At 59.0% G+C, this 23,717-nt stretch carries 22 protein-coding genes; 10 read left to right on the top strand and 12 right to left on the bottom strand.

From position 1 onward, the window contains the following. Positions 1-25: 25 nt before the first annotated feature. Complete coding sequence (gene lpxC, locus ACM6JQ_RS01605; protein ID WP_007916984.1) at positions 26-937, top strand: UDP-3-O-acyl-N-acetylglucosamine deacetylase; 912 nt, start codon at positions 26-28, stop codon at positions 935-937. Positions 938-1,139: 202 nt separating this feature from the next. Here the strand turns inward: lpxC and ACM6JQ_RS01610 are convergent, their stop codons facing one another. The 7 genes from ACM6JQ_RS01610 to ACM6JQ_RS01640 form a co-directional block, all read right to left on the bottom strand. Further along, positions 1,140-2,648 carry a sensor domain-containing diguanylate cyclase gene (locus tag ACM6JQ_RS01610; protein ID WP_414893118.1) on the bottom strand — a complete coding sequence of 503 codons (1,509 nt, stop codon included), beginning with the start codon at positions 2,646-2,648 and terminating at the stop codon, positions 1,140-1,142. A gap of 124 nt (positions 2,649-2,772) precedes the next feature. Next, the gene (locus ACM6JQ_RS01615; protein ID WP_414893119.1) at positions 2,773-4,089 is read right to left on the bottom strand and encodes an OprD family porin; all 1,317 of its coding nucleotides are present in this window, start codon (positions 4,087-4,089) and stop codon (positions 2,773-2,775) included. Positions 4,090-4,286: 197 nt separating this feature from the next. Next, entirely contained in the window at positions 4,287-4,508 is a 222-nt protein-coding gene (locus ACM6JQ_RS01620; RefSeq protein ID WP_007916980.1) for a hypothetical protein, read from the bottom strand. Positions 4,509-4,926: 418 nt separating this feature from the next. Beyond that, entirely contained in the window at positions 4,927-6,291 is a 1,365-nt protein-coding gene (locus ACM6JQ_RS01625; protein WP_414893120.1) for a heavy metal sensor histidine kinase, read from the bottom strand. Continuing rightward, positions 6,281-6,958, bottom strand: a complete 678-nt coding sequence (locus ACM6JQ_RS01630; RefSeq protein ID WP_007916978.1) for a heavy metal response regulator transcription factor — start codon at positions 6,956-6,958, stop codon at positions 6,281-6,283. Before ACM6JQ_RS01630 ends, ACM6JQ_RS01625 begins: the two co-directional genes overlap by 11 nt. A 9-nt stretch (positions 6,959-6,967) precedes the next feature. After that, positions 6,968-10,069 carry a multidrug efflux RND transporter permease subunit gene (locus ACM6JQ_RS01635; RefSeq protein WP_414893121.1) on the bottom strand — a complete coding sequence of 1,034 codons (3,102 nt, stop codon included), beginning with the start codon at positions 10,067-10,069 and terminating at the stop codon, positions 6,968-6,970. Beyond that, positions 10,066-11,226 carry an efflux RND transporter periplasmic adaptor subunit gene (locus tag ACM6JQ_RS01640; protein WP_007916974.1) on the bottom strand — a complete coding sequence of 387 codons (1,161 nt, stop codon included), beginning with the start codon at positions 11,224-11,226 and terminating at the stop codon, positions 10,066-10,068. Before ACM6JQ_RS01640 ends, ACM6JQ_RS01635 begins: the two co-directional genes overlap by 4 nt. Positions 11,227-12,173: 947 nt before the next feature. On the opposite strand from ACM6JQ_RS01640, the gene ACM6JQ_RS01645 reads away from it, so the two are divergent. The 5 genes from ACM6JQ_RS01645 to ACM6JQ_RS01665 all read left to right on the top strand — a co-directional run bounded on the left by ACM6JQ_RS01645 (position 12,174) and on the right by ACM6JQ_RS01665 (position 14,526). Next, a complete protein-coding gene (locus tag ACM6JQ_RS01645; protein ID WP_095112405.1) occupies positions 12,174-12,536 on the top strand; it encodes a DUF6124 family protein in 363 nt (120 codons plus the stop codon). A gap of 192 nt (positions 12,537-12,728) precedes the next feature. Beyond that, positions 12,729-13,358 (top strand): nucleotidyltransferase domain-containing protein, encoded by a 630-nt coding sequence (locus ACM6JQ_RS01650; RefSeq protein WP_007916969.1) that lies wholly within the window; start codon positions 12,729-12,731, stop codon positions 13,356-13,358. Further along, positions 13,321-13,740, top strand: a complete 420-nt coding sequence (locus ACM6JQ_RS01655; protein WP_007916967.1) for a hypothetical protein — start codon at positions 13,321-13,323, stop codon at positions 13,738-13,740. Before ACM6JQ_RS01650 ends, ACM6JQ_RS01655 begins: the two co-directional genes overlap by 38 nt. 129 nt (positions 13,741-13,869) lie before the next feature. Further along, positions 13,870-14,175: a type 1 fimbrial protein gene (locus ACM6JQ_RS01660; protein WP_414893122.1), complete on the top strand. Its 306-nt coding sequence runs from the start codon at positions 13,870-13,872 to the stop codon at positions 14,173-14,175. Between the two features lie 111 nt (positions 14,176-14,286). Then, positions 14,287-14,526 carry a hypothetical protein gene (locus ACM6JQ_RS01665; protein WP_007916963.1) on the top strand — a complete coding sequence of 80 codons (240 nt, stop codon included), beginning with the start codon at positions 14,287-14,289 and terminating at the stop codon, positions 14,524-14,526. A gap of 175 nt (positions 14,527-14,701) precedes the next feature. Here ACM6JQ_RS01665 and ACM6JQ_RS01670 read toward each other — a convergent pair whose 3' ends face one another. The 5 genes from ACM6JQ_RS01670 to norR form a co-directional block, all read right to left on the bottom strand. Then, positions 14,702-15,451 (bottom strand): YkgJ family cysteine cluster protein, encoded by a 750-nt coding sequence (locus tag ACM6JQ_RS01670; RefSeq protein ID WP_414893123.1) that lies wholly within the window; start codon positions 15,449-15,451, stop codon positions 14,702-14,704. A gap of 83 nt (positions 15,452-15,534) precedes the next feature. After that, positions 15,535-15,861: a hypothetical protein gene (locus ACM6JQ_RS01675; RefSeq protein WP_414893124.1), complete on the bottom strand. Its 327-nt coding sequence runs from the start codon at positions 15,859-15,861 to the stop codon at positions 15,535-15,537. A gap of 156 nt (positions 15,862-16,017) precedes the next feature. Next, positions 16,018-16,476, bottom strand: coding sequence for a GNAT family N-acetyltransferase (locus ACM6JQ_RS01680; RefSeq protein ID WP_414893125.1), 459 nt, complete (start codon positions 16,474-16,476; stop codon positions 16,018-16,020). A gap of 27 nt (positions 16,477-16,503) precedes the next feature. Then, positions 16,504-17,406, bottom strand: a complete 903-nt coding sequence (locus tag ACM6JQ_RS01685; protein ID WP_008084803.1) for a chemotaxis protein CheV — start codon at positions 17,404-17,406, stop codon at positions 16,504-16,506. Positions 17,407-17,731: 325 nt separating this feature from the next. Beyond that, the gene (norR, locus tag ACM6JQ_RS01690) at positions 17,732-19,291 is read right to left on the bottom strand and encodes a nitric oxide reductase transcriptional regulator NorR (RefSeq protein WP_414893126.1); all 1,560 of its coding nucleotides are present in this window, start codon (positions 19,289-19,291) and stop codon (positions 17,732-17,734) included. Between the two features lie 164 nt (positions 19,292-19,455). Here norR and hmpA point away from each other — a divergent pair, with 164 nt between their 5' ends. The 4 genes from hmpA to cyoA all read left to right on the top strand — a co-directional run bounded on the left by hmpA (position 19,456) and on the right by cyoA (position 23,716). Continuing rightward, the gene (hmpA, locus tag ACM6JQ_RS01695) at positions 19,456-20,637 is read left to right on the top strand and encodes an NO-inducible flavohemoprotein (RefSeq protein WP_123376545.1); all 1,182 of its coding nucleotides are present in this window, start codon (positions 19,456-19,458) and stop codon (positions 20,635-20,637) included. 216 nt (positions 20,638-20,853) lie between these two features. Further along, positions 20,854-21,414 carry an ester cyclase gene (locus tag ACM6JQ_RS01700; RefSeq protein ID WP_007916950.1) on the top strand — a complete coding sequence of 187 codons (561 nt, stop codon included), beginning with the start codon at positions 20,854-20,856 and terminating at the stop codon, positions 21,412-21,414. A gap of 25 nt (positions 21,415-21,439) precedes the next feature. After that, positions 21,440-21,949 carry a disulfide bond formation protein B gene (locus tag ACM6JQ_RS01705; protein WP_123376543.1) on the top strand — a complete coding sequence of 170 codons (510 nt, stop codon included), beginning with the start codon at positions 21,440-21,442 and terminating at the stop codon, positions 21,947-21,949. An 825-nt stretch (positions 21,950-22,774) separates the two neighbouring features. After that, positions 22,775-23,716, top strand: coding sequence for a ubiquinol oxidase subunit II (gene cyoA / locus ACM6JQ_RS01710; RefSeq protein WP_007916947.1), 942 nt, complete (start codon positions 22,775-22,777; stop codon positions 23,714-23,716). The last annotated feature ends 1 nt before the right edge of the window (position 23,717 follow it).

Below are 23,717 nucleotides of genomic sequence, written 5' to 3' on the forward strand. Positions count from 1 at the left end.
AATTTGCGCTGAAGCGGCCCAAGCCATGATTAAACAACGCACACTGAAAAATATTATCCGTGCCACAGGTGTAGGCCTGCACTCCGGTGAGAAGGTCTATCTGACCCTCAAGCCTGCGCCTGTCGACACTGGCATTGTGTTTTGTCGCGCTGACCTCGACCCTGTGGTGCAGATTCCTGCCCGCGCGGAAAACGTCGGTGAAACCACTATGTCGACGACGCTGATCAACGGCGACGTGAAAGTGGACACGGTAGAGCACTTGCTCTCGGCCATGGCTGGCCTGGGCATCGATAACGCCTACGTCGAGCTCTCCGCGTCCGAAGTCCCGATCATGGATGGCAGCGCTGGACCCTTCGTATTCCTGATTCAATCGGCAGGCCTGGAAGAACAGGACGCCGCCAAGAAATTCATCCGCATCCTGCGTGAAGTGACAGTGGAAGACGGCGACAAGCGCGCCACTTTCGTCCCTTTCGAAGGGTTCAAGGTGAGCTTCGAGATCGATTTCGATCACCCGGTATTCCGGGACCGCACCCAAAGTGCAAGCGTGGATTTTTCCAGCACTTCGTTCGTAAAAGAAGTCAGCCGCGCCCGTACCTTTGGTTTCATGAGTGATATCGAGTACCTGCGCAAGCACAACCTCGCACTCGGCGGCAGCGTTGAAAACGCAATCGTGGTCGATGCCGATGGCGTGTTGAACGAAGACGGCCTTCGCTATGAAGACGAATTCGTGAAGCACAAGATCCTCGATGCCATTGGCGACCTGTACCTGCTGGGTAACAGCCTGATTGGTGAGTTCAAAGGCTTCAAGTCCGGTCATGCACTGAACAACCAGCTGCTGCGCAAGTTGATTGAGCAGACAGATGCTTGGGAAGTGGTGACGTTCGAAGACGCCAGCACCGCACCAATCTCTTACATGCGCCCGGTTGCGGCGGTGTAAGTAAAAAACCTCTCTAGTTTTTTGAAGGCCATCCTCGGATGGCCTTTTTTTATGCCTGCAATTTCTCTAGTGCCTGATCTGGCCCTATCGCTGGCAAGCCAGCTCCCACAGGTTTCTTTGTGAATCACAAATCTGCAGCACATCACAAATCCCTGTGGGAGCTGGCTTGCCAGCGATAGGGCCGGTGAAGCCAATACATCTATCAGGCAGCCACCACCACCCGGTTACGCCCACCTTCCTTGGCCTGATACAACGCCTTGTCCGCCGCAAACAGCAACTGCTCCAGCGTCATCTCGCTCGCCGCCGTCCATGTCGCGATGCCAATACTCACGGTCATCGGCCGCTCAGCCCCATCGACCAATGGCAATTGCTCCACCGCCTGACGAATATGCTCGGCAATCTGCTGCGCGCCATGACCGTCGGTCTCGGCGAGAATCACCGAAAACTCTTCACCGCCATAACGCGCGACCAGATCCGCCGGTCGCCGCACATTGTCCGTGATGACCTTGGCCAGCGTCTTCAACGCCTGATCCCCGGCCTGATGCCCATGTCGATCATTGAATGCCTTGAAGTGATCAGCATCAATCATCATCACCGACATCGGTTTGCCCGAGCGCTGGGCGCGGAACCACTCATGACGCAGTGCCTGATCGAGCATTCGCCGATTGGCCACGCCCGTCAGCGCATCGGTAGCAGCCAGTTGCGCCAGCTCGCGCTCGGCACGCTGGCGCAAGCGTAATTCGCGGGCCAACAGCCAGGTCAGCCACAACAGACCCACGCACAACACGCCCGTGGCACCGCTGATCAGAATCGCGGTGCGCCGCCAGGTGCCGAACACTTGATCGCTGGACAGCGCAACCATCACCGTCAACGGCAAATTGCCAACCCGCGAATAGGTATAGAGGCGCTGCTGATGATCCATGCTCGAGGTGCTGGTGAAACTGCCGCTGCCGTCCTTGTCGCCGAGGATGCGCACGACATTCGGCCGGTTGCCGAAGCTTTTGCCGATGGAATCACTTTGCAGATAAGGCTTCTGTGCGAGCAGGACGCCGTCACTGTTGATGATGTTCAGCGTGCTGTCTTTGCCAATGTCGAGGCTGTTGAACAATTGGTCGAAGTAGTCGAGTTTCATCGACGCCACGGCCACACCAGCGAACTCACCGGTTTGCGAGGAGATCCGGCGACTGAAACTGATTCGCCACTGATTGGCCTCGTCGCAGTCGCAACGGGTCTTGAACGGACGGCTGATGAACATGCCGATGTCGCGATTGAAGGCGTGGGCGAGGAAGTAATCGCGGTCGGCAAAATTACCCGGTTTTGGCTCGATTCGCGAAGAATCGGCAATCACATTCCCGTGTTTGTCGAGCAACAGAATGTCGCCCTTGAAGCGTGCCGTGGTCGAGCGGTCGAACAGCGCCAGATGGCGGATCTGCGGTGAGACATCTTGCAGGTCATCGCGCTGGGCGGCGGCGATCAGGCCTTGCAGGGTCAAGTCGTACAGCTCGACGGTGCGCAGCACATCGGCGTCGATCAGTTGCGCAATGGTGGTGGCACTGCGGGTCGCCGATTCCCGAGCATTGGCGTGCTCGCGGATCAGCAGGAACGTGACGATGCACAGAATCGCGATCACTGTCAGCAAACTGCCGCAGATCAGCAGCAGCTCGGGGCGTCCGGTCTTGCCCGCAACGGGTGGGGTACGGCTCGCGATCATGATTGGGCTGTCGGTTGGGGGAAGGTCTTATAAGCGTAGTAGGCCAAACACCACAGCCGAAGCCAGAAACCATTCCTAATGTGGGAGCGAGCCTGGACTTCAAGACTGTGCTGTGGCGCCGATCTTAGAAGACGTTGATCGGGTAGTCGATGATCACGCGGTATTCATCTGTATCCGAATCAATCACGCCGTAACCGTTGCCGCCACGGTTGGTCGCCCATTGCAGGTGCACCGCCAGATCCTTGGCCTGACCGCTCTGCACCACGTACTTCAAGTCGAGATCGCGTTCCCAATGCTTGGCGTTGCGGCCATCGGCGCTGTACCAGTTGGAATAACCTTTGCTGTCGGGGTCAACTTTGGTCAGGTCGACAGTGCCGCGCGAGTAGGACACAGACGAGGTCAGACCCGGCACGCCGACACCGGCGAAGTCATAGGCGTACTTGAGCTTCCACGAGCGCTCGTTCGGACCGTTGAAGTCGGAGTACTGTTGCGAGTTATCCAGATAAACGCTGTCACCCTGGCTGATGTAGTCGAACGGCGTGTTGCCGTTGACCCGCTGATACGCGGCGGTAACGCTGTGATTACCGACGCCAACGGTGAAATGCAGGCTGTAGGTGTTGTTGTCGATGTTGCCCAGCAGCGCATCACCGGTGTCTTGCGTGTGATAGAAATGCAGGCCAGGGTTGAGGCTGACCAGATCGTTCAACTGCCAGGTGTAATCCAGGTCGTAGTAGTACTGGTTCCAGATGTCCTTCAGCTCGGAGGCATAAAGACTGCTGGTCAGGCCTTCGACACCGCTCCACGCCACGCCGGCCCAGTTCAGGTGCTGGCTCTCATCGCCGTCGGCAAGGGTGCCGTAGGAAGTGCCGATGCGCGTGTGACCGCTTTGGTTGTACGGCTTGGTGAAACTGGCCTGGCCGCCTTCGATCAGCCAGCCGTCGAGGCTGTGGTTGGTCAGGCTCACACCACGGAAAGTCTGCGGCAGCATGCGCGTTTCACCGCCAGCGATGACCGGGTTGGTGAGGAACAGGTCTCCGGCCTTCAATTCGGTATCGAACGCACGCATTTTCAACGTGCCGCCCGCCGTGGAGAACGCTCCCGGTGCTTTGCCGCCATTCTCTCGGACCGGCAGGATGCTCGACCCGTCCGTGCCGCCACCGCCATCCAGCTTCAACCCGAGCATGGCGTGGGCGTCAATGCCGAAACCGACCGTGCCTTCGGTGTAACCCGATTTGAACACCCCAAGAAAGCCTTGGCCCCACTCGATGTTGTCGTCCGCTTTCTGCAAGCGGTTGCGATTCATGTAGTAGTTGCGGGCGTTGAGGTTGAGGCTCGAACCCTCGACAAAGCCTTCTTTGGCAGGCTCGTCGGCGTGGGCGGCAGGGGCAATCGTTGCGGCAATTGCAATGAACAGCGGGGTGAAGCGGACTGGGTAACGCACGTGCAATGGAGCTCCTTGGGTCAACTGGCGCCTCTATATTTTGAGGCGCTCGATGTTTCTTGTTGTTACAGACGAACCAAACGGCTTTCAGACCACAACGAAAAAAGGCCGCTGAAAGGCAGCGGCCTGGAATGACGACGGTTGAACGGGAAGAGCCAAACAACCGCGTCGAGGGAAACGTTGGCGCGAAGCGCGCCTCAGCTGTCTTTCTCGCTTGCTTGAGTCTGGGAAGTGGCAGCCTGCGGGGCTTGCGAGGCGTCCTGAGCCTTGGCCATCACTTCGGCCTGATGCTGATCGAAGGCCTGAGCGCGAGCGACATTGTGCGCCACGAACGACTGCGATTCTTCAGCCATCGCCATCGGCGACAGGATCAATGAGGACAAAACGAAAGCGCTGGCAATACCCATACTGTTGGACATCTTGAAAACCTTCTCGCTTGGCGAGTGCTGTTTGGTGCGGGCAAAGATAAGGTTGCCGGGCGTTGGGAAACAGCGTGATTTTCATAAATGACTGTTGCGCGGGAGGTAAAAGTCGAAGATCGCGGCGCGGCCAAGGGCAACCCCCTCAGCCCAGCCCTCTCCCCCAAGGGGGCGAGGGGGAAAGGGAGCAGATCCGGGGCTTTTCAGAATCCGAGTTCGACTGGATATTTCAGGTCGGCGTACTTCGAGAGAACAACTCGCTCAGTCCCATTTCCCCCAGGGGGGCGAGGGGGAAAGGGAGCCGATAGGGGGCTTTTCAAAGCCTGAGTTCGACTCGAGCTTTCAGGTCGGCGTACTTCGAAAGAACACCACGGTCAGTCCCCTCTCCCTCCGGGAGAGGGTTAGGGTGAGGGGCTTTTCAAACCGGCAAATAAATCCCGAAAGTATTCATCCCCCGATCACTGCGCACAAACACATCCCCACCATGCATCAGCGCAATCGCCTTGACGATCGCCAGCCCCAACCCATGGTTATTGCCACTGTTACTGCGCGACGCATCGACCCGATAAAAGCGCTCGAACAGCCGTGGCAAATGCTCACTGGCAATCGGCGAACCGGGGTTGGCCACGCCGATACTCACCTGATGTTCCTCAACCTCGATGCGCACCTCAATCACCTGACCCGCGCCGGTGTGCTGCACCGCATTGCTCAACAGATTGATCAACGCCCGGCGCAAATGCGCGACCTCGATCTGCACCAGTGCATCACCGCTGACCTGCACTTCAACCTGCGCATCTTCAAGGATGAAATCCAGATACTCCAGCGTCGTCGCCACCTCATCTGCCAGCGACGTCGAGGTCAGTTTGGTCGCCTTGTTGCCCTGATCGGCACTGGCCAGAAACAGCATGTCATTGATGATCGAACGCAGCCGTTCCAGCTCTTCAAGATTGGATTGCAGCACTTCGAAATAGTGTTCGGCAGAGCGCCCACGGGTCAGCGCCACTTGCGTCTGGCCAATCAAATTGGTCAGCGGTGAACGCAGTTCATGGGCGACGTCGGCGTTGAACGATTCCAGCCGCGAGTAGGCCTGCTCGACCCGTTCCAGCGTCGAGTTGAACGAGTCGACAAACTGCTCCAGCTCCGGTGGCAAAGGCGACAAACGCAAGCGCCCGGCTCTGAGCGGTGGCGCCAGTCGTTGAGCCTCATGGGACAGTTTGATCAACGGCTTCAAACCAATCCGCGCGACCCAATAACCCAGCGCCGAAGCCATCAGTACACCGACAATCGCCAGCCCGATGAGCGCGATCAACAGGTTGTGCTGAGTTTCATGGAAAGTCTCGGTATCAATGCCGATCATGAACCGCAGCGGCGGCCGCTGATCCTTGGCCGGCAACTCGGTCAGCAACACTTTCAGCGGATAAGGATGGTCGGGCAACTGCAGGTCATGCATGCCTAGCGGCCCTTGGGCGAACGCGCGAATCGCCGCATCGGGCTGACCGTATTCGTAACCCGGATCGCCACTCACCACCCAGAAACTAATACGTTTGTCTTCTTCGCCGAGCAGCTTCAACTTGGCGTTGATCTTCACCCAGTGCTCCGGTGTACCGAAGCGATTGAGCGCCGATTCGAGCACGCTGTAGCGCGCATCCAGCTCGGCTTCCGGGAGCAATCCCAGGCCTTTGTCGACCTGCTGATACAACGCGCCGCCGATCAACAGAAACACCAGCAGCGCCACCAGCGTGAACATCCCGCTCAGGCGCAGGGCAATCGAATTACTGGACACCACGGCTCTCCAGCACATAACCCATGCCGCGAATGGTGTGCAGCAGTTTCTCGTCGAACGGCCCGTCGAGCTTGGCGCGCAGACGTTTGATCGCGACTTCGACGACGTTGGCATCGCTGTCGAAATTGATGTCCCAGACCATCTCGGCGATGGCGGTTTTCGAAAGGATTTCACCTTGGCGGCGGGCGAGAACGCTGAGCAGCGAGAACTCTTTGGCGGTCAGGTCCAGGCGCGTGCCGGCGCGGGTCGCCTTGCGGCTGATCAGATCTATCCACAGGTCGGCGATGCTCACTTGCACCGGTTCGTGGCCGCCGCTGCGCCGGGTCAGCGCTTGCAGGCGCGCGACCAGTTCAAGGAAGGAAAACGGTTTGCCGAGGTAATCGTCGGCGCCGTCGCGCAGGCCTTTGATGCGGTCTTCGACGCGCTCGCGGGCGGTGAGCATGATCACTGGGGTCTGCTTGCGCGCACGCAATGCGCGCAGCACGCCGAAGCCATCGAGGCCCGGCAACATGACGTCGAGGACGATCACCGCGTAGTCGCTTTCCAGCGCCAGATGCAGCCCCTCGACGCCGTCGCGGGCCAGATCCACGGTGTAACCCTGTTCCGTCAGACCGCGGTGCAGATAGTCCGCGGTTTTTTCCTCGTCTTCGATAATCAGAACGCGCATGACCCTGCCTCAGTCTGTGGTCGCCAATGCCGGTGAGGGCATCGGTTTGGGCCGGTGGAACAGCCGCTCAAGCCACAAGTATATGACCGGAGTGGTAAACAACGTCAGCATCTGGCTGACCAGCAAACCGCCGACCACCGCGATCCCCAACGGCTGGCGCAGTTCGGCGCCGGTGCCGTAACCGAGCATCAGCGGCAGCGCGCCAAGCAGGGCGGCGAGGGTGGTCATGATGATCGGCCGGAACCGCGTGATGCACGCTTCGAAAATCGCCTCCTGCGGCGACAGACCTCGGTGGCGCTGCGCTTCGAGCGCGAAGTCGATCATCAGGATGCCGTTCTTCTTGACGATACCGATCAGTAACACCAGGCCGATCAACGCCATGATCGAAAAGTCCTGGCCGCAGATCCATAGCATGATCACTGCGCCCAAACCCGCCGCCGGCAATGTCGAAATGATCGTCAGCGGGTGCACGAAGCTTTCATAAAGCACTCCGAGAATGATGTACACCGCCACCAGCGCCGCGAGAATCAGCCACGGCTGACTGGCCAGCGAACTCTGGAACGCCTGCGCCGCACCCTGGAAATTGCCGCTGATCGCCGTCGGCATGCCGATCTCGGCCTTGGCCTGATTGAGCAGAATCACCGCATCACCCAACGCTACGCCGGGCGCGAGGTTGAACGACAGGTTGGCGGCCGGGAACATGCCGTCATGGGCGATCGACAGTGGGCCAATGGTTGGCGCATCGAATTTGGCCAGCGCTGACAGCGGCACCATCTCGCCACTCAGCGGTGAGCGCAGGTAGAAATAGTTGAGGCTTTCGGCCTTGCCGCGTTGTTTGGTGTCCAGCTCCAGAATCACGTTGTACTGGTTGACCTGAGTCTGGAATTCATTGATCTGCCGTTGCCCGAAGGCATCGTACAGCGCCTCGTCGACATCGCTGGCGGTCAGGCCGAAACGGGCGGCGGCGCTGCGGTCGATGCTGATGTGGGTGATGCTGCCGCCCAGTTGCAGGTCGTTGGAGATGTCGCGGAACGCCGGGTTGCTGCGCAGTTTTTCCGTGAGGCGTTGCGTCCATGTCGCGAGGGTCGCGCCGTCGTTGCTCTTCAGCACGTACTGATATTGCGCGCGGCTCGGGCCGGAGCTGAGGTTGATGTCCTGGCCAGCGCGCAGATAGAGAACGATGCCGGGGACTTTCATCAGTTGCGGGCGGATACGGTCGATGAACTGGCTGGCGCTGACGTCACGGTCGCCGCGTTTTTTCAGGGCGATCCAGAAGCGGCCGTTGGCGATGGTCTGGTTACTGCCGGACACGCCGACCGAGTGGGAAAACGCTTGCACCGCCGGATCGGCGGCGACGATTTCGGCCATCGCCAGATGTTTTTTCACCATGTCGCCGTAGGAAATATCCGCAGCGGCTTCGGTGGTGCCGAGGACGAAACCGGTGTCCTGCACCGGGAAGAAACCTTTCGGGATAAAGATGTAACCGCCGATGGCCAGCGCCAGCGACAGACCGAACACGCCAATCATCAATTTCTGATGGGCGAGGGCGCGGCGCAGACCTTTCTCGTACCAGCCGAGCAGACGTTCGCTGAAGCCCGGTTTGGCGTGGGCGTGGTGCACCGGTTTGCGCATGAACAGCGCGGCCAACGTTGGAGCCAGAGTCAGCGAGACCACCACGGAAATCATGATGGTCGAGGTCGCCGTCAGGGCGAATTCCTTGAACAGCCGCCCGACCACACCGCCCATGAACAGCAACGGAATAAACGCCGCCACCAGCGAGAAACTGATCGAGACCACGGTGAAGCCGATCTCGCCGGCGCCCTTGATCGCCGCTTCGCGCATATCGTCGCCGGCCTCCAGATGGCGGTGGATGTTTTCCACCACCACGATGGCATCGTCGACCACAAATCCCACGGCCACCACGATCGCCACCAGCGTCAGGTTGTTCAGGCTGAATCCGAGGATGTACATCAGGGCGAAACTGGCGATCAACGACACGCCGAGTACTGCCGAAACAATCAGGGTTGCCGACAACTGACGCAGGAACAGTGCCATCACCGCGACCACCAGCAGGATCGCGATCAACAGGGTGATCTCGACCTCATGCAGCGAGGCACGAATGGTCTGGGTGCGGTCGATCAGGGTTTTCACCTGCACCGAGGCCGGCAGCATCGCTTCGAGGCCGGGCAGGGCGGCTTGAATGCGGTCGACGGTTTCAACGATGTTCGCGCCCGGTTGACGCGAGATCACCAAGTTCACCCCGGGTTGATCACCGGCCCACGCTTGCACGTAGGCATCTTCCGAACCGTTGACGACTTTGGCGACATCACGCAGGTGAACCGGGGCGCCGTCCTTGTAGGAAACGATGAGTTGGCTGTAGTCCTCGGGATGGAACAACTGGTCGTTGGTCGACAACGTCGAGATACTCGATTCACCGTACAGCGCACCTTTGGCGAGGTTGAGGCTGGTCTGCTGAATCGCCAGTCGAATGTCGGCGAGGGTCAGGCCGATCGCCGCCAGTTTGTCCGCCGAGGCTTGTACGCGAATCGCCGGACGTTGCTGACCGGTGATGTTGATTTGGCCTACGCCGTCGATCTGACTGATCTGACGCGAGAGCAGGGTTTCCACCAGATCGCTGAGTTCGGTGCCGGGCATTTGCGTCGAACTGACGCTGAGGATCAGTACCGGGCTGTCGGCCGGGTTGACCTTCTTCCAAGTCGGCAGGGTCGGCATGTCCTTGGGCAGTTTGCCGGCGGCGGTGTTGATCGCCGCTTGGACTTCCTGGGCGGCGGTGTCGATGCTTTTATCGAGGGTGAACTGCAGGGTCAGCAGGCTGGAGCCGAGCGCACTGCTGGAGGTCATCTGGGTCATGCCGGGGATGGCGCTGAATTGCACCTCCAGCGGCGTGGCCACGGACGAGGCCATGGTGTCGGGGCTGGCGCCGGGCAACTGCGCGGACACCTGAATCGTCGGAAATTCCGCTTCCGGCAGTGGGGCAATCGGTAAACGCGGGAAGGCAATCAAACCGACCAGCACCAGCGCGATGGTCAGCAGAATGGTTGCGACCGGGTGATCGATGCACCACGTCGAGACGCCTTTGTGCGCCTTCATGGTTTCGGCTCCGCTTGCACCACCTGCGCCGGCTCGCTCATGACTTGCACCGTTGAACCCGGTTTAAGCCGCGACTGGCCATCGGTGACCAGCACGTCACCGGCCTTCACGCCTTTGATGATGTCCTGACCGCTGCCTTGATAAACCATCTGCACTTGCACGGCTTCGACCTTGTCGCCGTTGACCCGGTAAACGAAGTGTTGGTCGAGGCCACGTTGTACAACGGTGGGCGGGACGACCAGCGCATCTTTGTCGAGGGCTGTCTGGATTTTTACCGTGACCAGCAGGCCGGGCCAGAGCTTCTGGCTGGCGTTGTCGAATTCGGCTTTGGCGCGGATGGTGCCGGTGTTGGCGTTGATCTGGTTGTCGATCAGGGTCAGGTGACCTTCGCCGAGCAGGTTGCCGGTTTCGCCATCGGTGTCGGCGCCGATGTAGGCCTTGACCGGTGCGCGCTGCGGATCGTTGATCAGGCCTTGCAGGGTCGGCAGCATTTGCTGCGGCAGGGAGAATTCGACGGCGATCGGGTCGATCTGGGTGACGGTGAACAGGCCGGCGGTGTCGGTCATGCGCAGGAAGTTGCCTTCGTCGACTGTGCGAATACCGACGCGGCCGGTGACCGGGGAGCGGATTTGCGTGTAGGAAAGTTGTACTTGCGCGGCGTCGATCGAGGCTTGGTTGCCTTGGGCGGTGGCCTTCAACTGGTTGACCAGGGCTTGTTGCTGGTCGTAGGTCTGTTTCGAGATGCCGTCGTCGACGGTGAGCAGTTTGTAGCGTTTGAGGTTGACCAGGGCGACTTGCAGTTGCGCCTGGCTTTCGCCCAGTTGGGCGCGGGCCTGGTCGAGGCTGGCGCGGATGGAGCGGTCGTCGATGGTGGCCAGCAGGTCGCCTGCTTTGACGAGTTGGCCTTCTTTTACGAGGATTTTGGTGAGGATGCCGTCGATCTGGGGGCGCACGACGACGCTGTGTAATGAGAGTACGGAGCCGATGCCGCTGGTGTAGCGGGGGACGTCTTTTTCGCTGACCGCTATGACTCGCACGGGGATTGCGGTGGGGGTGGCGAGTTTGGTCGGGGCGGGTTTCAGGGCGTACCACAGACCTGCGCCTGCGAGGACGATCAATAGGGTGGCGAGCAGGGCTTTGTTCTTTTGGATTCGCATGCGGGGTGGGCGCCGGAGGTTTGGAGTTTGGGCAGGTTGGGTAGTTATAAACTTGTTTGGGGGTCAGGAGGGTGACGGCTAGCTGTCGGCGCTGTCAGTTTCGTTGTGTACATATCCGTTGTTGCGGGTGTTGCTGATTACGGTTCCGCCCTTACGGCGGGTCACTTTTTCCAGACGCCGAAAAAGTAACCAAAAAGGCTTGCTCCTACGTGCGGCCCGCTCGCTGGGGCTCGGGGTTCCTTCGCTGCGGGATCGATCCGGGCGCAGCGCCTACGGTTTGCTTCGCTGCACCTCCTCTCGCTGTGTTTGGCTGCGCCAAACGGTCGCTGCGCTCCCACGCCCGGATCAATCCCTCCACTCAGCCTTCCGACGTCGCCCGTGGGTCAAGATCAAGAGCAGGCGAGCTGACACTCGGCCTATTGAGTGGTGAAGAGCGGGGCGTGGTCGGCTTTGGATTTGTGGTGGATTTGCCCCTCACCCCAGCCCTCTCCCGAGGGAGAGGGAGCCGATTTTCGGGCGTTTCAAAACCTGAGTTCAACGCGGTATTTCACGTCGGTGTACCTCTCCCAAACACCTCGGTCAGTCCCCTCTCCCTCTGGGAGAGGGCTAGGGTGAGGGTTGGCTTTTGGCTGTTTAAATTTGTGTCAAATAACCAGAACCTTCCCACAAGGTTTTCAGGTTGTCCGTCGGACGTGCGCTCTCTAGTCTTGGGTTGTCGCCGAAAACTCGGCGATCGGGTGTGAGAGCCCGTAGGAACTGTTAATCCAACACCAGTACCACCATAATTGCCGCCGGCTATTTGCTGCCCTGCAATTTTTATGGCGGCTGTGTGCGGGCGAACTTCGGTTCGGCCGGGCTTGTTCCTACCGGTTTCTCACTCCGCACATAGCTGCCACCACTCCGCCGCGTGAGAAACGGCATGTGTTGGCTTTGATTAGGAACATTCCATGACTAAGCCCGTACCCGATCCACCCATCGATCCCACCACCCCACTCGAAGACGCCATCCGCGCCGACGACCAGCTCAAAACCCGCGAAGCCATCAAACGCGCTCTCGATTTCTACCTCTGTCCCGAACCGGTCAAACCGCGTCAGCCCAGTACGATGTTCCTCATCCACCCGGACATCGACACTGAAAGCCTGCTCGCCCACGCCTGTGAATCGCTGGCTTCAGCCAATGTCATGGCCGGTGATCTGGCTGATCAGCTCAGTCGCCCGCAGCGCAGTACGGCGCTGGCGATCCAGCAGATCGTCATGCTCGCCGAGTTGGCGGTAACCCGGGCGCTGGATCGGGTTGATCCGCAAACGTAATCCGTCTGAGCACCGCATCATCGTTCTTCGCGAGCAGGCTCGCTCCTACAAGGGGATCGCATCCAAATGTAGGTGTGAGCCTGTTTGCGATGGCGATTGTTCTGTGGCCGCTGTCTCTGGAAATATTCGCAAGGTTGATAAGTCCCAAAAAGGGACCTATCGTTCCCTTTTTGGGACTCTTTGGCCTTCACAGTGGAAACTATCTCTCTAAGCGAAGCGCTGTTTACCACCACTCAACAAAAAGTGTTGGGTCTGCTGTTCGGTAAGCCTGACCAGACTTTCTATGCCAATGAGATCGCGCGCTGGGCGCGTGTTGGCAAAGGCAGTCTCATGCGTGAACTCGACCGTCTGCAGCGAGCCGGTGTGTTGCGCATGAAAAGGGTGGGTAATCAGAACCATTACCAGGCCAATCCCACCTGTCCCATCTATGCCGAACTACTGGGCATCGCCCGCAAGACGTTTGGCATCGCCGAGCCTCTGCGTCAGGCATTGCAGCCATTTACCGAGCAGATCACCTGGGCGTTTGTCTATGGCTCCGTCGCCAAGGACACAGCAAACACACTCAGTGACATTGATCTCATGCTGATTGGCGAAGGCCTGCACTACAGTGACGTCATGGAACTGCTCATGCCTATGGAGGAGCAATTGGGTCGTCCCATCAACCCCACGCTTTACACCCCGCAAGACTGGACGGCGAAACTGGCTGCGCAAAACAGCTTTGTCGTGCGGGTAGTGCAGCAGGAAAAAATCGATCTGTTAGGGGCAAACCCTTTGGAGTCCAAGGATGGGCAGCAACGAGAGTCTGGAGAATCTTCTACGTAGCGGTGGGCTGAAAGCGGAGCCGCCGGATCGCAAGGAGTGTGAGGGCTTGATGCGCTCGGCCGTGGACCGGCTCAAGGATGCGCAAACTTCTACGTTGTCTTTTTCCAGCCGTTTCGACTTGGCTTATAACGCAGCGCACGCGTTGGCGCTGACGGCGCTTCGATTGAGTGGCTATCGATCAGATAAACGCTATCTGGTCTTTCAGTGCCTGGTGCATACGGCGCATATCAGCAAGGTTCAGGTGCGATTGTTCGCGCTGTGTCATGAGCGGCGCAATCTCGCGGAATACGAAGGGTATATGGATGAGGATGACGCGCTTCTGGCGCAGTTGTTGGAAAGCACCTCGCAATTGTTGAGTAACGTCCAGCAACGAATGAACTGACATTCGGCACGGCTTGCGATCCTGACTAATCTCTTAAAGATCCGCCTCTATGAGCGGATACAGCTTGTATGGCTCAGGCCGCGCACGGCCCAAATCTCTCTGGGCCGTCCACCCCGGGAGTGTCTTGAAATGAAGCTGAAAACCGCTCTGCCATCTGTGCTCCTCTTGCTTCCACTCACTACGTTTGCAGCGCCTGCCAGCCAATCCGGTGAGATCCGCTTTACCGGGCAAATCGTTGATTCTGGCTGTCAGGTCGGACCGGTCGGGGCGTTTGCGTCTCGTGAGTCTCGCCAGATCGAAATCAAGCCCGGCGTGAAAGTCGATGTCGACACTGAGCGCAACGTCTGCAGTCATCAGGCGCTGCCGATTTCCATGCGCTACGAAACGCTGAAGACCTCGACTGACAAAGGCATTGTCATCATCAGTTACCTGTAAACCGTTCGGCGTGCGTTGCAAATCTTCAGGTGCCGAGCGATGGCGCACAGGTATACTGCGCGCCTTCGCGGCTCACTGATCGGGCCCGACTTTTTGCTTTCCGGAGCTTTTATGACTTCCCCGACCCTGCCGCCGGTTGACGACGCTGTGAGCGATGTCCCGGCTGAACTGGCCGACACCAGCGATACCAAAGCCGAAATCCCGGCGTTCAAATTTCCATTCAAGCCGGGCGAGCTGGCCTCTGCCAAAGGCTCGAACCAGCCGTGGTACAAGAACGGCGCCAAGAATGGCCACACCAAGACCCCGGGCATGGCGCCGCCGGGTACCCGTCGTTCGATGGGCAAGCGCTGAGTTTTAATCCCGCCTGCGTTCAACGCGGCGACTGATACTGCCCGTGCCGGACCTTTCGCTGGCAAGCCAGCTCCCACAGGGTTCTGTGTCGTACACAAATTATGTGAACGCCCGAGATACCTGTGGGAGCTAGCGTGCTAAAGATGAGGCCGGTTCGATCGCTGCAAAACCCCGATCAAGCCGCCCGCAGCGAGATAAACGCATACGTCTGCGCCGGTTCAGTCACCACCTGTGCCCCGGCCGCCAACACTTGCCCGGCCACATCATCCCCGGACAAATGAAATACCCACTCACTCGGAGTCGTCGTCAGCGGTTGCGCGGTGACCTGATCAATCACCGAAGCAAAAGCGCTCATATTCGGCAAATACGCTGTAAACCCGTCACCCTTCAACGCCGTGGTGCGAATCCCGAGCATCGCGCAAATCGCATCCTTGATGCCGATGTCATCCCGATCCGCCTGGCGCGAGCGTTGAATCAACTCCACCAGTTCCTGATCCACCAACTCGCCACCGGCAATCAACACTGGCCCCTGTTGCCAGGACTCCGGCGGGCAATCCTTGGCGGCAGGGTTGAGCGGGATATGCGGGTTGATTTCCGCCGGATAGATGCGACACACCAGTGGCCGCCGCTCGTAGATCCGGCACAACTTGTCTTCGTCAAGATTCCGGCAAGGGCCGACGTTGTACGCGGCGAAGGTAATCGCCACGTGGGCATTCGTGACACCGCTGCGCACCACCGCCGAACGCCGTTCAGCGTGCTCACGCTGTTGCGCTGGCAAGCCCAGACCATTGCCGAGAAAAGCCTCCACCAGCACGATCACCTGGCCGCCATCCGCCGCCCACATGCGGGCTTCGGCCAAGGTCAGGGGGACATGGTGATCGGTGCAGCATTTGCCGCAGCCTACGCAGGAAAACGTCGTATTCATTGAGCGATCTGTCTTCAATCAGGGTGTGAAACGGTGGCGGAAAACCACCGCACAGGCCTGGATCGAAGCAAGTTATGCGCCATTCACTGGGTTTTGCCGGTCGGACGGATCGAGTCCCACTCGGTGACGAAAGCAGTTTTCGATTTTTTGTTGTACAGGCACAGCTCGGTGCCTTGCTGGCCTTTCATGTGTTTTTGCGGGTATTGGCCTTGCAGCAAAACGGCGGTGTAGCCGACGCGGTCATCGAATTGCGCGGGCGTGCCGACGGGTTTGGCGTTTTTCAGGCCGCTGGCTTTGCTGCAACTGGCGAGCACGGTTTTGTCGTAGGCGGCCCAGGCATCGGGGCTGGAGGCGTGGGCCTGGGACGCGAGGGCGGTGAGGCAGAGCAGGCTGAGGGTGAGCGCTTTCATGGGGGGCATCCTTGGTCGTGGGTGGCCAAGGTTGGAGTGTGCCTAAAGAGTTTTGTTGCCTGGGACACCGTTAAAAGATCGCAGCCTTCGGCAGCTCCTACATGGATATGCGGTTCCCTGTAGGAGCTGCCGAAGGCTGCGATCTTTTGACTTTAATCAGTCCGGCACCAGTTCCCGGCGGACCACATACATCCCGGCACTTTCATATAAACGCTGCGCGCGATGGTTGTCCTCCAGCACCTTCAGATCTACAAACCCTTCGCGCCGTTGCTGAAACACCTTGAATGCATGGAGCAACAACGCCCGACCCAGTCCTCGGCCCTGCATGCGCGGATGCACCACCAGATTCTTGATATAGGCGCTGGTCCAGCATTGCGCCACACCGACCACGCCGTCGCCATCGTGGGCAATAAAGCACAACGACGGATCGTATTCAGGATTGCTCTCGAATTGCTGCTGCCAAGCGTCCAGCGCCGGCACTCGGCCGCCGCCTTCGCGGTAGCCCAGTTGCATCAAATGATGCACGTCCGCCGCCAGTTCGACGGAGTACGTGCGCAGTTCAATGTCCTGTGGCCAAGGCGCATCCGGCGCGTCCTTACCGAGGTCGCGCCGCATCAAAAAACAATACGTCTCGACCAAGACTCAGTGCCCGTGTGCCGCGACGTGTTTGGCCGCTTCGATCAGGCAGTGGGTCAGTTCCGGCGAGGAGAACTTGGTCAGCACGCCGTTCGCCCCGGCCAGGCGCGCTTTCTCGCTGTTCATTGCGCTGTCGAGCGAGGTGTGCAGCAGCACGTACAGATGGGCGAAGTCCGGCGTTTCACGCAGAGTGCGGGTGAAGGCGTAGCCGTCCATCTCGGACATTTCGATGTCGGAGACGATCAGGTTGATTTGCTGCGCGGTGCCTTGCAGGTCGAGCAGGCAGTCAATGGCTTCCTTGGCACTGCGTGCGGTGTGGCATTGCAGGCCGAGGTTGCGCAGGGTGTGCACCGATTGCTGCAGCGCCACCTGGCTGTCGTCGACCACCAGAATCCGCGCATTGCCGAGCACTTCGGCGTCTTCCATGGTCAGGTCGGTCGGGGCCATTTCGATCTGTGCCGGGGCGATGCTGTGGATAACCTTTTCGATGTCGAGCACCTGCACCAGCGTGCCGTCCACCGAGGTCACGCCGGTGATGTAGGCGCGCGAACCGCCGGAACCGAACGGCGGCGGTTTGATGTCGGTGGTCAGGCAATGAACGATTTTGCTCACAGCCTGGACGTGCAGGCCCTGCTTCGAACGGCTGACGTCGGTGACGATCAGGCAACCGCCGTTGGGGTCTTCCAGCGGGCGCTCGCCGATGGCGCGGCTGAGGTCGATGACCGACAGCGAGGCGCCGCGCAACGTGGCGATGCCTTTCACATGCGGGTGCGATTCCGGCAGCTTGGTCAGCGGCGGGCAGGGGATGATTTCACTGACTTTCAGCAGGTTGATCGCCATCAGCTTGCCGCTGCGCAAGGTAAACAGCAGAAGCGAAAGTGAATCTGCGCGGGCTTTGGTGGAGGACATATGAACCTTCTGTGGAAAGGTGGTGGGCGAGGGTGGAAATCGCCAGAAACTATTGATGCCGGGTTATCGGCGTCAAAAGGTTGGGCTTTAGGTTAGTTGTCGGGTGGCGTTTCAATCAAAAGCCAAAGCCCCTCATCGGAACGCCGCCCGCCCAGCCCTCTCCCAGAGGGAGAGGGGGCCGATCGGGGAATATTGTAGTAATTCACCGACCTGAACCTGCTCTGCCGAATCCATAATCGACTCGATATTTCAGGTCGGCGTATGGCGCAAGACACCTCACCCTAGCCCTCTCCCTCAGGGAGAGGGCTAGGGTGAGGGTGTGCTTTTAGCTCTTCATCCCCAACCGCTTGGCCATCCGCCCAAGATTCGCCCGATCCAGCCCCAACTCCCGCGCCGCACTCGCCCAGTTATCCTGATTGCGTTCCAGCGCCGCACTGATCAACCTCCGCTGATACTGCTCGGTCGCACTGCGCAAATCCCCACTGATCAACGGCATCTCGGTCACCGCACCAACAACAGACTCAACCGAGTTATCCACAACCTCACGCGGTAAGTCCAGATCCGCCGCGCTCAAACTGAGGATCTTCGGCCGCACCTTGCAGTTGCCCAACGCTTTCAGCGCACTGCGTCCGATCAAGTGTTCCAGCTCGCGCACGTTGCCCGGCCAAGTGTAGGCGAGCAGTGCTTCCTGGGCGTCGCTGTTCAGGCGCAGGCTGTTGAGGCCCATGCGCGAGCGATTCTGTTCGAGGAAAAAACCGCTGAGCAGCAATACATCGCGGCCGCGATCACGCAGCGCCGGCACGCGCAGCGGGTACACGCTGAGGCGATGATAGAAGTCGGCGCGATAGCGACCACTGCGCACTTCTTCCGCCAGGTCGCGGTTGGTCGCGGCAATCAGGCGCACATCGACCTGATGCTCCTTATCCGACCCCAAACGCTGCAATTGACCACTCTGCAACACGCGCAACAACTTGGCCTGTACGGTCAGCGACAACTCACCGACTTCATCGAGAAACAGCGTGCCGCCATTGGCCAGTTCGAACTTGCCGCGCCGGTCACTGGTGGCGCCGGTGAAGGCGCCGCGCACGTGGCCGAACAGTTCGCTTTCTACCAGCGTATCCGGCAACGCGGCGCAGTTGAGGCTGATGATCGGTTTGTCGGCGCGCGGTGAGGCGGCGTGGATCGCTTGGGCGACCAGTTCTTTGCCGACGCCGGTTTCGCCGGTGATCAACACGGTCAGATCGCTGCCGCCGACCAGATTGATTTCCTCAACCAGTTTTTTCAGCGCCTTGCTCTGGCCGATCATCTCGCGGTTCTGCTGACCGCTGGCCTGGCGATAAACCTCGGCGCGCTGATGTTCGTCTTCTGCGCGATTGGCCAGGCGTTGAATGCGTTCGGCGGCGTTGACCGTGGCCGAGGCGAGGCTGGCGAAAGCTTGCAGGGCGTCGAGTTCGATCGGTTCGAAACGCTCGGGGTCGAGGGCGTCGAGGGTGATCAACCCCCAGAGTTTTTCATCGACAAATAAAGGACAGCCGAGGCAATCGTGAACTTCGAGGTGTTCGTCGAGGCCGTCGACCAAACCGTCGTAAGGATCGGGCAAGTCGCTGTCGGCGGCGAATCGCGTGGGGCCGACACCGCTCAGCAGAATCTCGAAGCGCGGATGCTCACTGACTTTGAAGCGCCGGCCAAGGGTGTCGGTGCTCAAGCCGTCCACCGCCAGCGGCACCAGTGCTTCGCCGTCGAGGCGCAACAACGCCGCCGCATCGCAGGGCAGCAAGGCGCGCATGGCTTCGAGCAGGCGTCGGTAGCGCTCGCCCTCGGGCAGTTCGCGAGACAGGTCGGAGACGAGAGGCAGCAGGGCGGTGAGCAGGGATTTGGCGGTCATGGTCTTGTAGTCAAAGAGACAAGATGTAGTCCGGATGACTATAAGGTGCTCTGAGTCTTTATGACTACTTAAATCTCAAGCTATTGATTTATATGAATAAAAAAGTTGGCATGAATACTGATGACTCTTAGGTAACTTTTCCAAGAAGCTCAGGAGTCAACCTTATGCTTAGCGTCCAGGATCGTGCCATCGTCAAATCCACCGTGCCTCTGCTGGAAAGCGGCGGTGAAGCGCTGATCACGCACTTCTACCGCATGATGCTCTCTGAATACCCGGAAGTTCGCCCGCTGTTCAACCAGGCGCACCAGGCCAGCGGTGACCAGCCCCGCGCCTTGGCTAACGGCGTATTGATGTATGCGCGGCACATCGATCAGCTCGACCAGTTGGGCGATCTGGTGGCGAAAATCATCAACAAGCACGTCGCCCTGCAGATCCTTCCGGAACACTACCCAATCGTCGGCGCCTGCCTGTTGCGGGCGATTTCCGAAGTGCTCGGCGAAGAGATCGCCACACCGGAAGTGATGAGTGCCTGGGGCGCGGCGTATGGCCAGTTAGCTGACATCCTGATCGGCGCCGAAACCGCAATCTACGACCAGAAAGAACACGCCGTTGGCGGCTGGCGTGGTGCGCGCGAGTTCATCGTCGCGGCCAAGGTCGAGGAGAGCGCGGAGATCATTTCGTTCTACTTCGAACCTGCTGATAAAGGCCCGATCCTCGCGGCCGAACCGGGTCAGTACATCGGCATGAAGCTGATCCTCGACGGTGAAGAAATCCGCCGCAATTATTCGTTGTCGGCACTGGCCAACAACGGTCAGTACCGCATCAGCGTCAAACGCGAACCGGGTGGCCGTGCGTCCAATCACTTGCACGATCAACTGCAGGTTGGCGCCAGCATCCAGTTGTTCCCGCCATCGGGTGAGTTCACCTTGGCTGCGAGCGACAAACCGTTGGTGCTGATCAGCGGCGGCGTTGGCATCACGCCGACTCTGGCGATGCTCGAAGCAGCGCTGGAAACCGAGCGGCCGGTGCACTTTATCCACTGCGCGCGCAATGGCCGCGTGCATGCGTTCCGTGACTGGATTGATGAGCTGGCGGCGCGTCATCCGCAACTCAAACGGTTTTACTGCTATGCCGAAGATGACGGTGTCAGCCCGGCGGCGGACAAGGTCGGGATGCTGGATCAGGCGTTGCTGGGCGAGTGGTTGCCGGCTCAGCGTGATGTGGATGCTTACTTCCTCGGGCCGAAGGGTTTTATGGCGGCGATCAAGCGGCATTTGAAAGCGCTGGGTGTACCGGAGCAGCAGAGCCGTTATGAGTTCTTCGGGCCTGCAGCGGCTTTGGAGTGATCTGAAACCGGGTTGCCTTCATTCGCGAGCAGGCTCGCTCCCACAGGATTTGTGTTCGGCGCAGATCAATGTGGGAGCGAGCCTGCTCGCGAAGGCCGTTACGCGGTGCTGATTCTTAAAAAGTGTTTAAAGGTTAATCATTTCTTAACCGGTTTATCGTTTATTCCCCGATGCTGATGATAGGCGCTCGTTCGTTTACATGATCAGGATCGCCCCATGTCGCACTTCGCCTTCGCTCGTCGTTTCAGTTTTGCAGCCATCGGTCTTTCAGCCGCGTTGCTGGCCAGCCCGTTTGCTTCTGCCGAATCTGCCTTGATAAAACCGCAGACCCTGATCGTCGATCAGAGCCTGCCCAAGGCGCAGGTCGAAGCCATGGAATTGGCCGCGCGGCGTTATGGCAGTTTCTGGAATTCCGGTGAGGAGGCGTTGGCCACGGCGGCGTTGTCGCCGCAGTTTGTCGACCAGACGCCACCCGAGGGCCGGGTGCAGGGGCCGACCGGGCCGTTGCTGGCGTCGAAGTTCTTTCGCACGGCGGTGCCGGACTTGAGTTGCGACATCGAGCAAATGATCATCGCCGGTGATCGCGTGGTAGTGCACCTGCACTTTCGCGGGCACTTCAGCGGTACGTTCAAGGCTCTCAAAGGGCAGGGCCAGCGTGTAGACTTCCGGGCAACCGATATCTATCAGATTGATAACGGTCGCATCGCGGCCAATTGGCATATCGAAGACAACATCAGCTTGATGGCGCAACTGCACGCGCAGCCGCCGGCCAGCTGAACCATGGACTTACAAGGGAAACGCGATGAGCGAGGAAACGATTCGACTGGGACGTGAGCGGCGCTTTCTGGTGCTGCTGGGCATTATCTGCCTGGCACTGATCGGCGGTGCGTTGTACATGCAGATCGTGCTCGGTGAAGCACCGTGCCCACTGTGCATCTTGCAGCGCTATGCGTTGTTGTTGATCGCGTTGTTCGCGTTCATCGGCGCGGCCATGCGCAGCCGTCGCAGCATCACCGTATTCGAAGTGCTGGTGGTGCTTTGTGCGATTGCCGGGGCCGGTGTGGCCGGGCATCACGTGTACACCCAGTTCTATCCGGCGGTGAGCTGCGGCATCGATGTGCTGCAGCCGATTGTCGATGATCTGCCATTGGCGAAAATCTTCCCGCTGGGCTTTCAGGTCGACGGTTTCTGCTCCACGCCTTACCCGCCGATCCTCGGTCTGTCGCTGGCGCAATGGGCACTGCTGGCGTTCGTGCTGGTGGTCATTCTGGTGCCGCTGCTGACCTCGCGTAACCGAAAAGCACTGCGCTGAGTCAACTATTCGGCAGTCTGGCCGATACAGAAAACGCCTCGATTTGCGTATCAGCATATCGGGGCGTTTTGCATTTCAGAGTGTTTGTGAAAACACCGTGACGGACGGCAAGGGAGGGTGCGGCAAGTGTGCGACATGTTGTCACACGCGCCGTGTCGCAGGGCTCCTCAGTGACGCGGAATCGGCCGTTGTTACAAAAAAGGATTGGTCTGATTCGGGGTTTTTCGGCTTTAGCACGCGAGTGCCAGAGCAGGCAGTTTTAACAAGCGCTGGCAGATGGCCAAAAGCCTTGGGTTATCGGGGCTTGCGCTGTTTCAGCGTTCGGAAAAAGCCTTCAGAGCTGTCTGAACTGACGCGGGTACACCTACAATTTTTGGTGTTTTTGTTGAGAATCTATTTCGATAACATGCGGAACTTTTGCAAAAATGGCGATGGATTGTTGCTCGAACGGATAAAAATTATTTCGGGATAAGACATGGTGTATAGGGCGCTACCTATCTACAATCGCCCGCACTGAATTCCCGGCACTGTTCAGCCTTTATTAAGGAGGCGAGCAGGAAGTCGGGTGTCGAGTGAGTCGCAAGGCTTTCAAGACACCCAGGTGTCGGTGCCTTCCAACTTTCCGCACCAAATGGAATTGGTCTGTAACAAGGCCTTTGACCACGAATTCGAATAAGAACTGACCGCTGTCCCAGGTTTTGTCGAGCGTCTGACGCGCGACGGGCGGCCCTTATTCAATCCAAAGAAAATGCCAACCCTTGGCAGGGTGAAGTGTTGGCGATCAAAACCCAACTGCATTGCGCAAGCTGCTTTAGAGGTCGTGAGATGAGTAAAAACAGGTACCCCAGATTACTAGGCCTAGTGCCGCTGCTCGGCACGTTGTTGCTGGGAGGCTGCAACATGACCTTGCTCAATCCAACGGGCCAGGTTGGCCTGGAACAGCGAAACCTGATCATCACCGCGACCCTGCTGATGCTGTTGGTCGTCGTGCCGGTTATCGTCATGACCTTCCTGTTCGCCTGGAAGTACCGCGCGTCGAACAAGAACGCCGTCTACACCCCGAAATGGTCGCACTCGACCAAAATCGAAGTGGCAGTCTGGACCATCCCGGTCCTGATCATCATTGCCCTGGGTTACATCACCTACATTTCGACCCACGAACTGGACCCGTATCGTCCGATTCAATCCGACGTCAAGCCAGTGACCATCGAAGTCGTTGCGCTGGACTGGAAGTGGCTGTTCATCTACCCGGAACAAGGCATTGCCACGGTCAACAAGATCGTGTTCCCGGCGCACACGCCAATCAACTTCAAGATCACCTCTGACGCTGTGATGAACTCGTTCTTCATCCCGGGTCTGGGCGGCCAGATCTACGCGATGGCGGGCATGCAGACCAAACTGCACCTGATCGCTGACCGCAACGCTGAGATGGACGGTATCTCCGCCAACTACAGTGGCGCGGGTTTCACCGGCATGAAGTTCAAAGCTATCTCCACCACTCAGGAAGATTTCGACGCCTGGGTAAGTGAAGTCAAGAAGTCACCTAAACAGCTTGATCAAGCTGAATACGCGGCCCTTGCCAAACCGAGCCAGAACAACCCAGTCGAGCTCTACTCCTCGGTCACGCCGAACCAGTTCCAGATCATCGTCGACAAGTACGAAGGTATGAAGCCGGGCAAGCCGCTGAAGCACGAGAAGAAAGAGAAAGAAGTGGCGGCCACGGAAATTGACTCGAGTTCGCATTCAGCTGCCGGGGCAGAGGAGTAAA

Origin of the sequence: Pseudomonas sp. IT-232MI5, assembly GCF_949767845.1 — a bacterium.
In the GTDB taxonomy this organism is placed as follows: Bacteria; Pseudomonadota; Gammaproteobacteria; order Pseudomonadales; family Pseudomonadaceae; genus Aquipseudomonas.

Excerpts from the sequence above, each read along its gene's own strand:
- ACM6JQ_RS01610 (WP_414893118.1), bottom strand. The coding sequence starts at position 2,648 with ATGATCGCGAGCCGTACCCCACCCGTTGCGGGCAAGACCGGACGCCCC.
- ACM6JQ_RS01680 (WP_414893125.1), bottom strand. The coding sequence starts at position 16,476 with ATGCGGCGCGACCTCGGTAAGGACGCGCCGGATGCGCCTTGGCCACAG.
- lpxC (WP_007916984.1), top strand. The coding sequence starts at position 26 with ATGATTAAACAACGCACACTGAAAAATATTATCCGTGCCACAGGTGTA.
- ACM6JQ_RS01665 (WP_007916963.1), top strand. The coding sequence starts at position 14,287 with ATGACTTCCCCGACCCTGCCGCCGGTTGACGACGCTGTGAGCGATGTC.
- ACM6JQ_RS01685 (WP_008084803.1), bottom strand. The coding sequence starts at position 17,406 with ATGTCCTCCACCAAAGCCCGCGCAGATTCACTTTCGCTTCTGCTGTTT.
- ACM6JQ_RS01630 (WP_007916978.1), bottom strand. The coding sequence starts at position 6,958 with ATGCGCGTTCTGATTATCGAAGACGAGGAAAAAACCGCGGACTATCTG.
- ACM6JQ_RS01660 (WP_414893122.1), top strand. The coding sequence starts at position 13,870 with ATGAAGCTGAAAACCGCTCTGCCATCTGTGCTCCTCTTGCTTCCACTC.
- ACM6JQ_RS01705 (WP_123376543.1), top strand. The coding sequence starts at position 21,440 with ATGAGCGAGGAAACGATTCGACTGGGACGTGAGCGGCGCTTTCTGGTG.
- cyoA (WP_007916947.1), top strand. The coding sequence starts at position 22,775 with ATGAGTAAAAACAGGTACCCCAGATTACTAGGCCTAGTGCCGCTGCTC.
- ACM6JQ_RS01635 (WP_414893121.1), bottom strand. The coding sequence starts at position 10,069 with ATGAAGGCGCACAAAGGCGTCTCGACGTGGTGCATCGATCACCCGGTC.
- hmpA (WP_123376545.1), top strand. The coding sequence starts at position 19,456 with ATGCTTAGCGTCCAGGATCGTGCCATCGTCAAATCCACCGTGCCTCTG.
- ACM6JQ_RS01620 (WP_007916980.1), bottom strand. The coding sequence starts at position 4,508 with ATGTCCAACAGTATGGGTATTGCCAGCGCTTTCGTTTTGTCCTCATTG.
- norR (WP_414893126.1), bottom strand. The coding sequence starts at position 19,291 with ATGACCGCCAAATCCCTGCTCACCGCCCTGCTGCCTCTCGTCTCCGAC.
- ACM6JQ_RS01645 (WP_095112405.1), top strand. The coding sequence starts at position 12,174 with ATGACTAAGCCCGTACCCGATCCACCCATCGATCCCACCACCCCACTC.
- ACM6JQ_RS01655 (WP_007916967.1), top strand. The coding sequence starts at position 13,321 with ATGGGCAGCAACGAGAGTCTGGAGAATCTTCTACGTAGCGGTGGGCTG.
- ACM6JQ_RS01670 (WP_414893123.1), bottom strand. The coding sequence starts at position 15,451 with ATGAATACGACGTTTTCCTGCGTAGGCTGCGGCAAATGCTGCACCGAT.
- ACM6JQ_RS01640 (WP_007916974.1), bottom strand. The coding sequence starts at position 11,226 with ATGCGAATCCAAAAGAACAAAGCCCTGCTCGCCACCCTATTGATCGTC.
- ACM6JQ_RS01675 (WP_414893124.1), bottom strand. The coding sequence starts at position 15,861 with ATGAAAGCGCTCACCCTCAGCCTGCTCTGCCTCACCGCCCTCGCGTCC.
- ACM6JQ_RS01700 (WP_007916950.1), top strand. The coding sequence starts at position 20,854 with ATGTCGCACTTCGCCTTCGCTCGTCGTTTCAGTTTTGCAGCCATCGGT.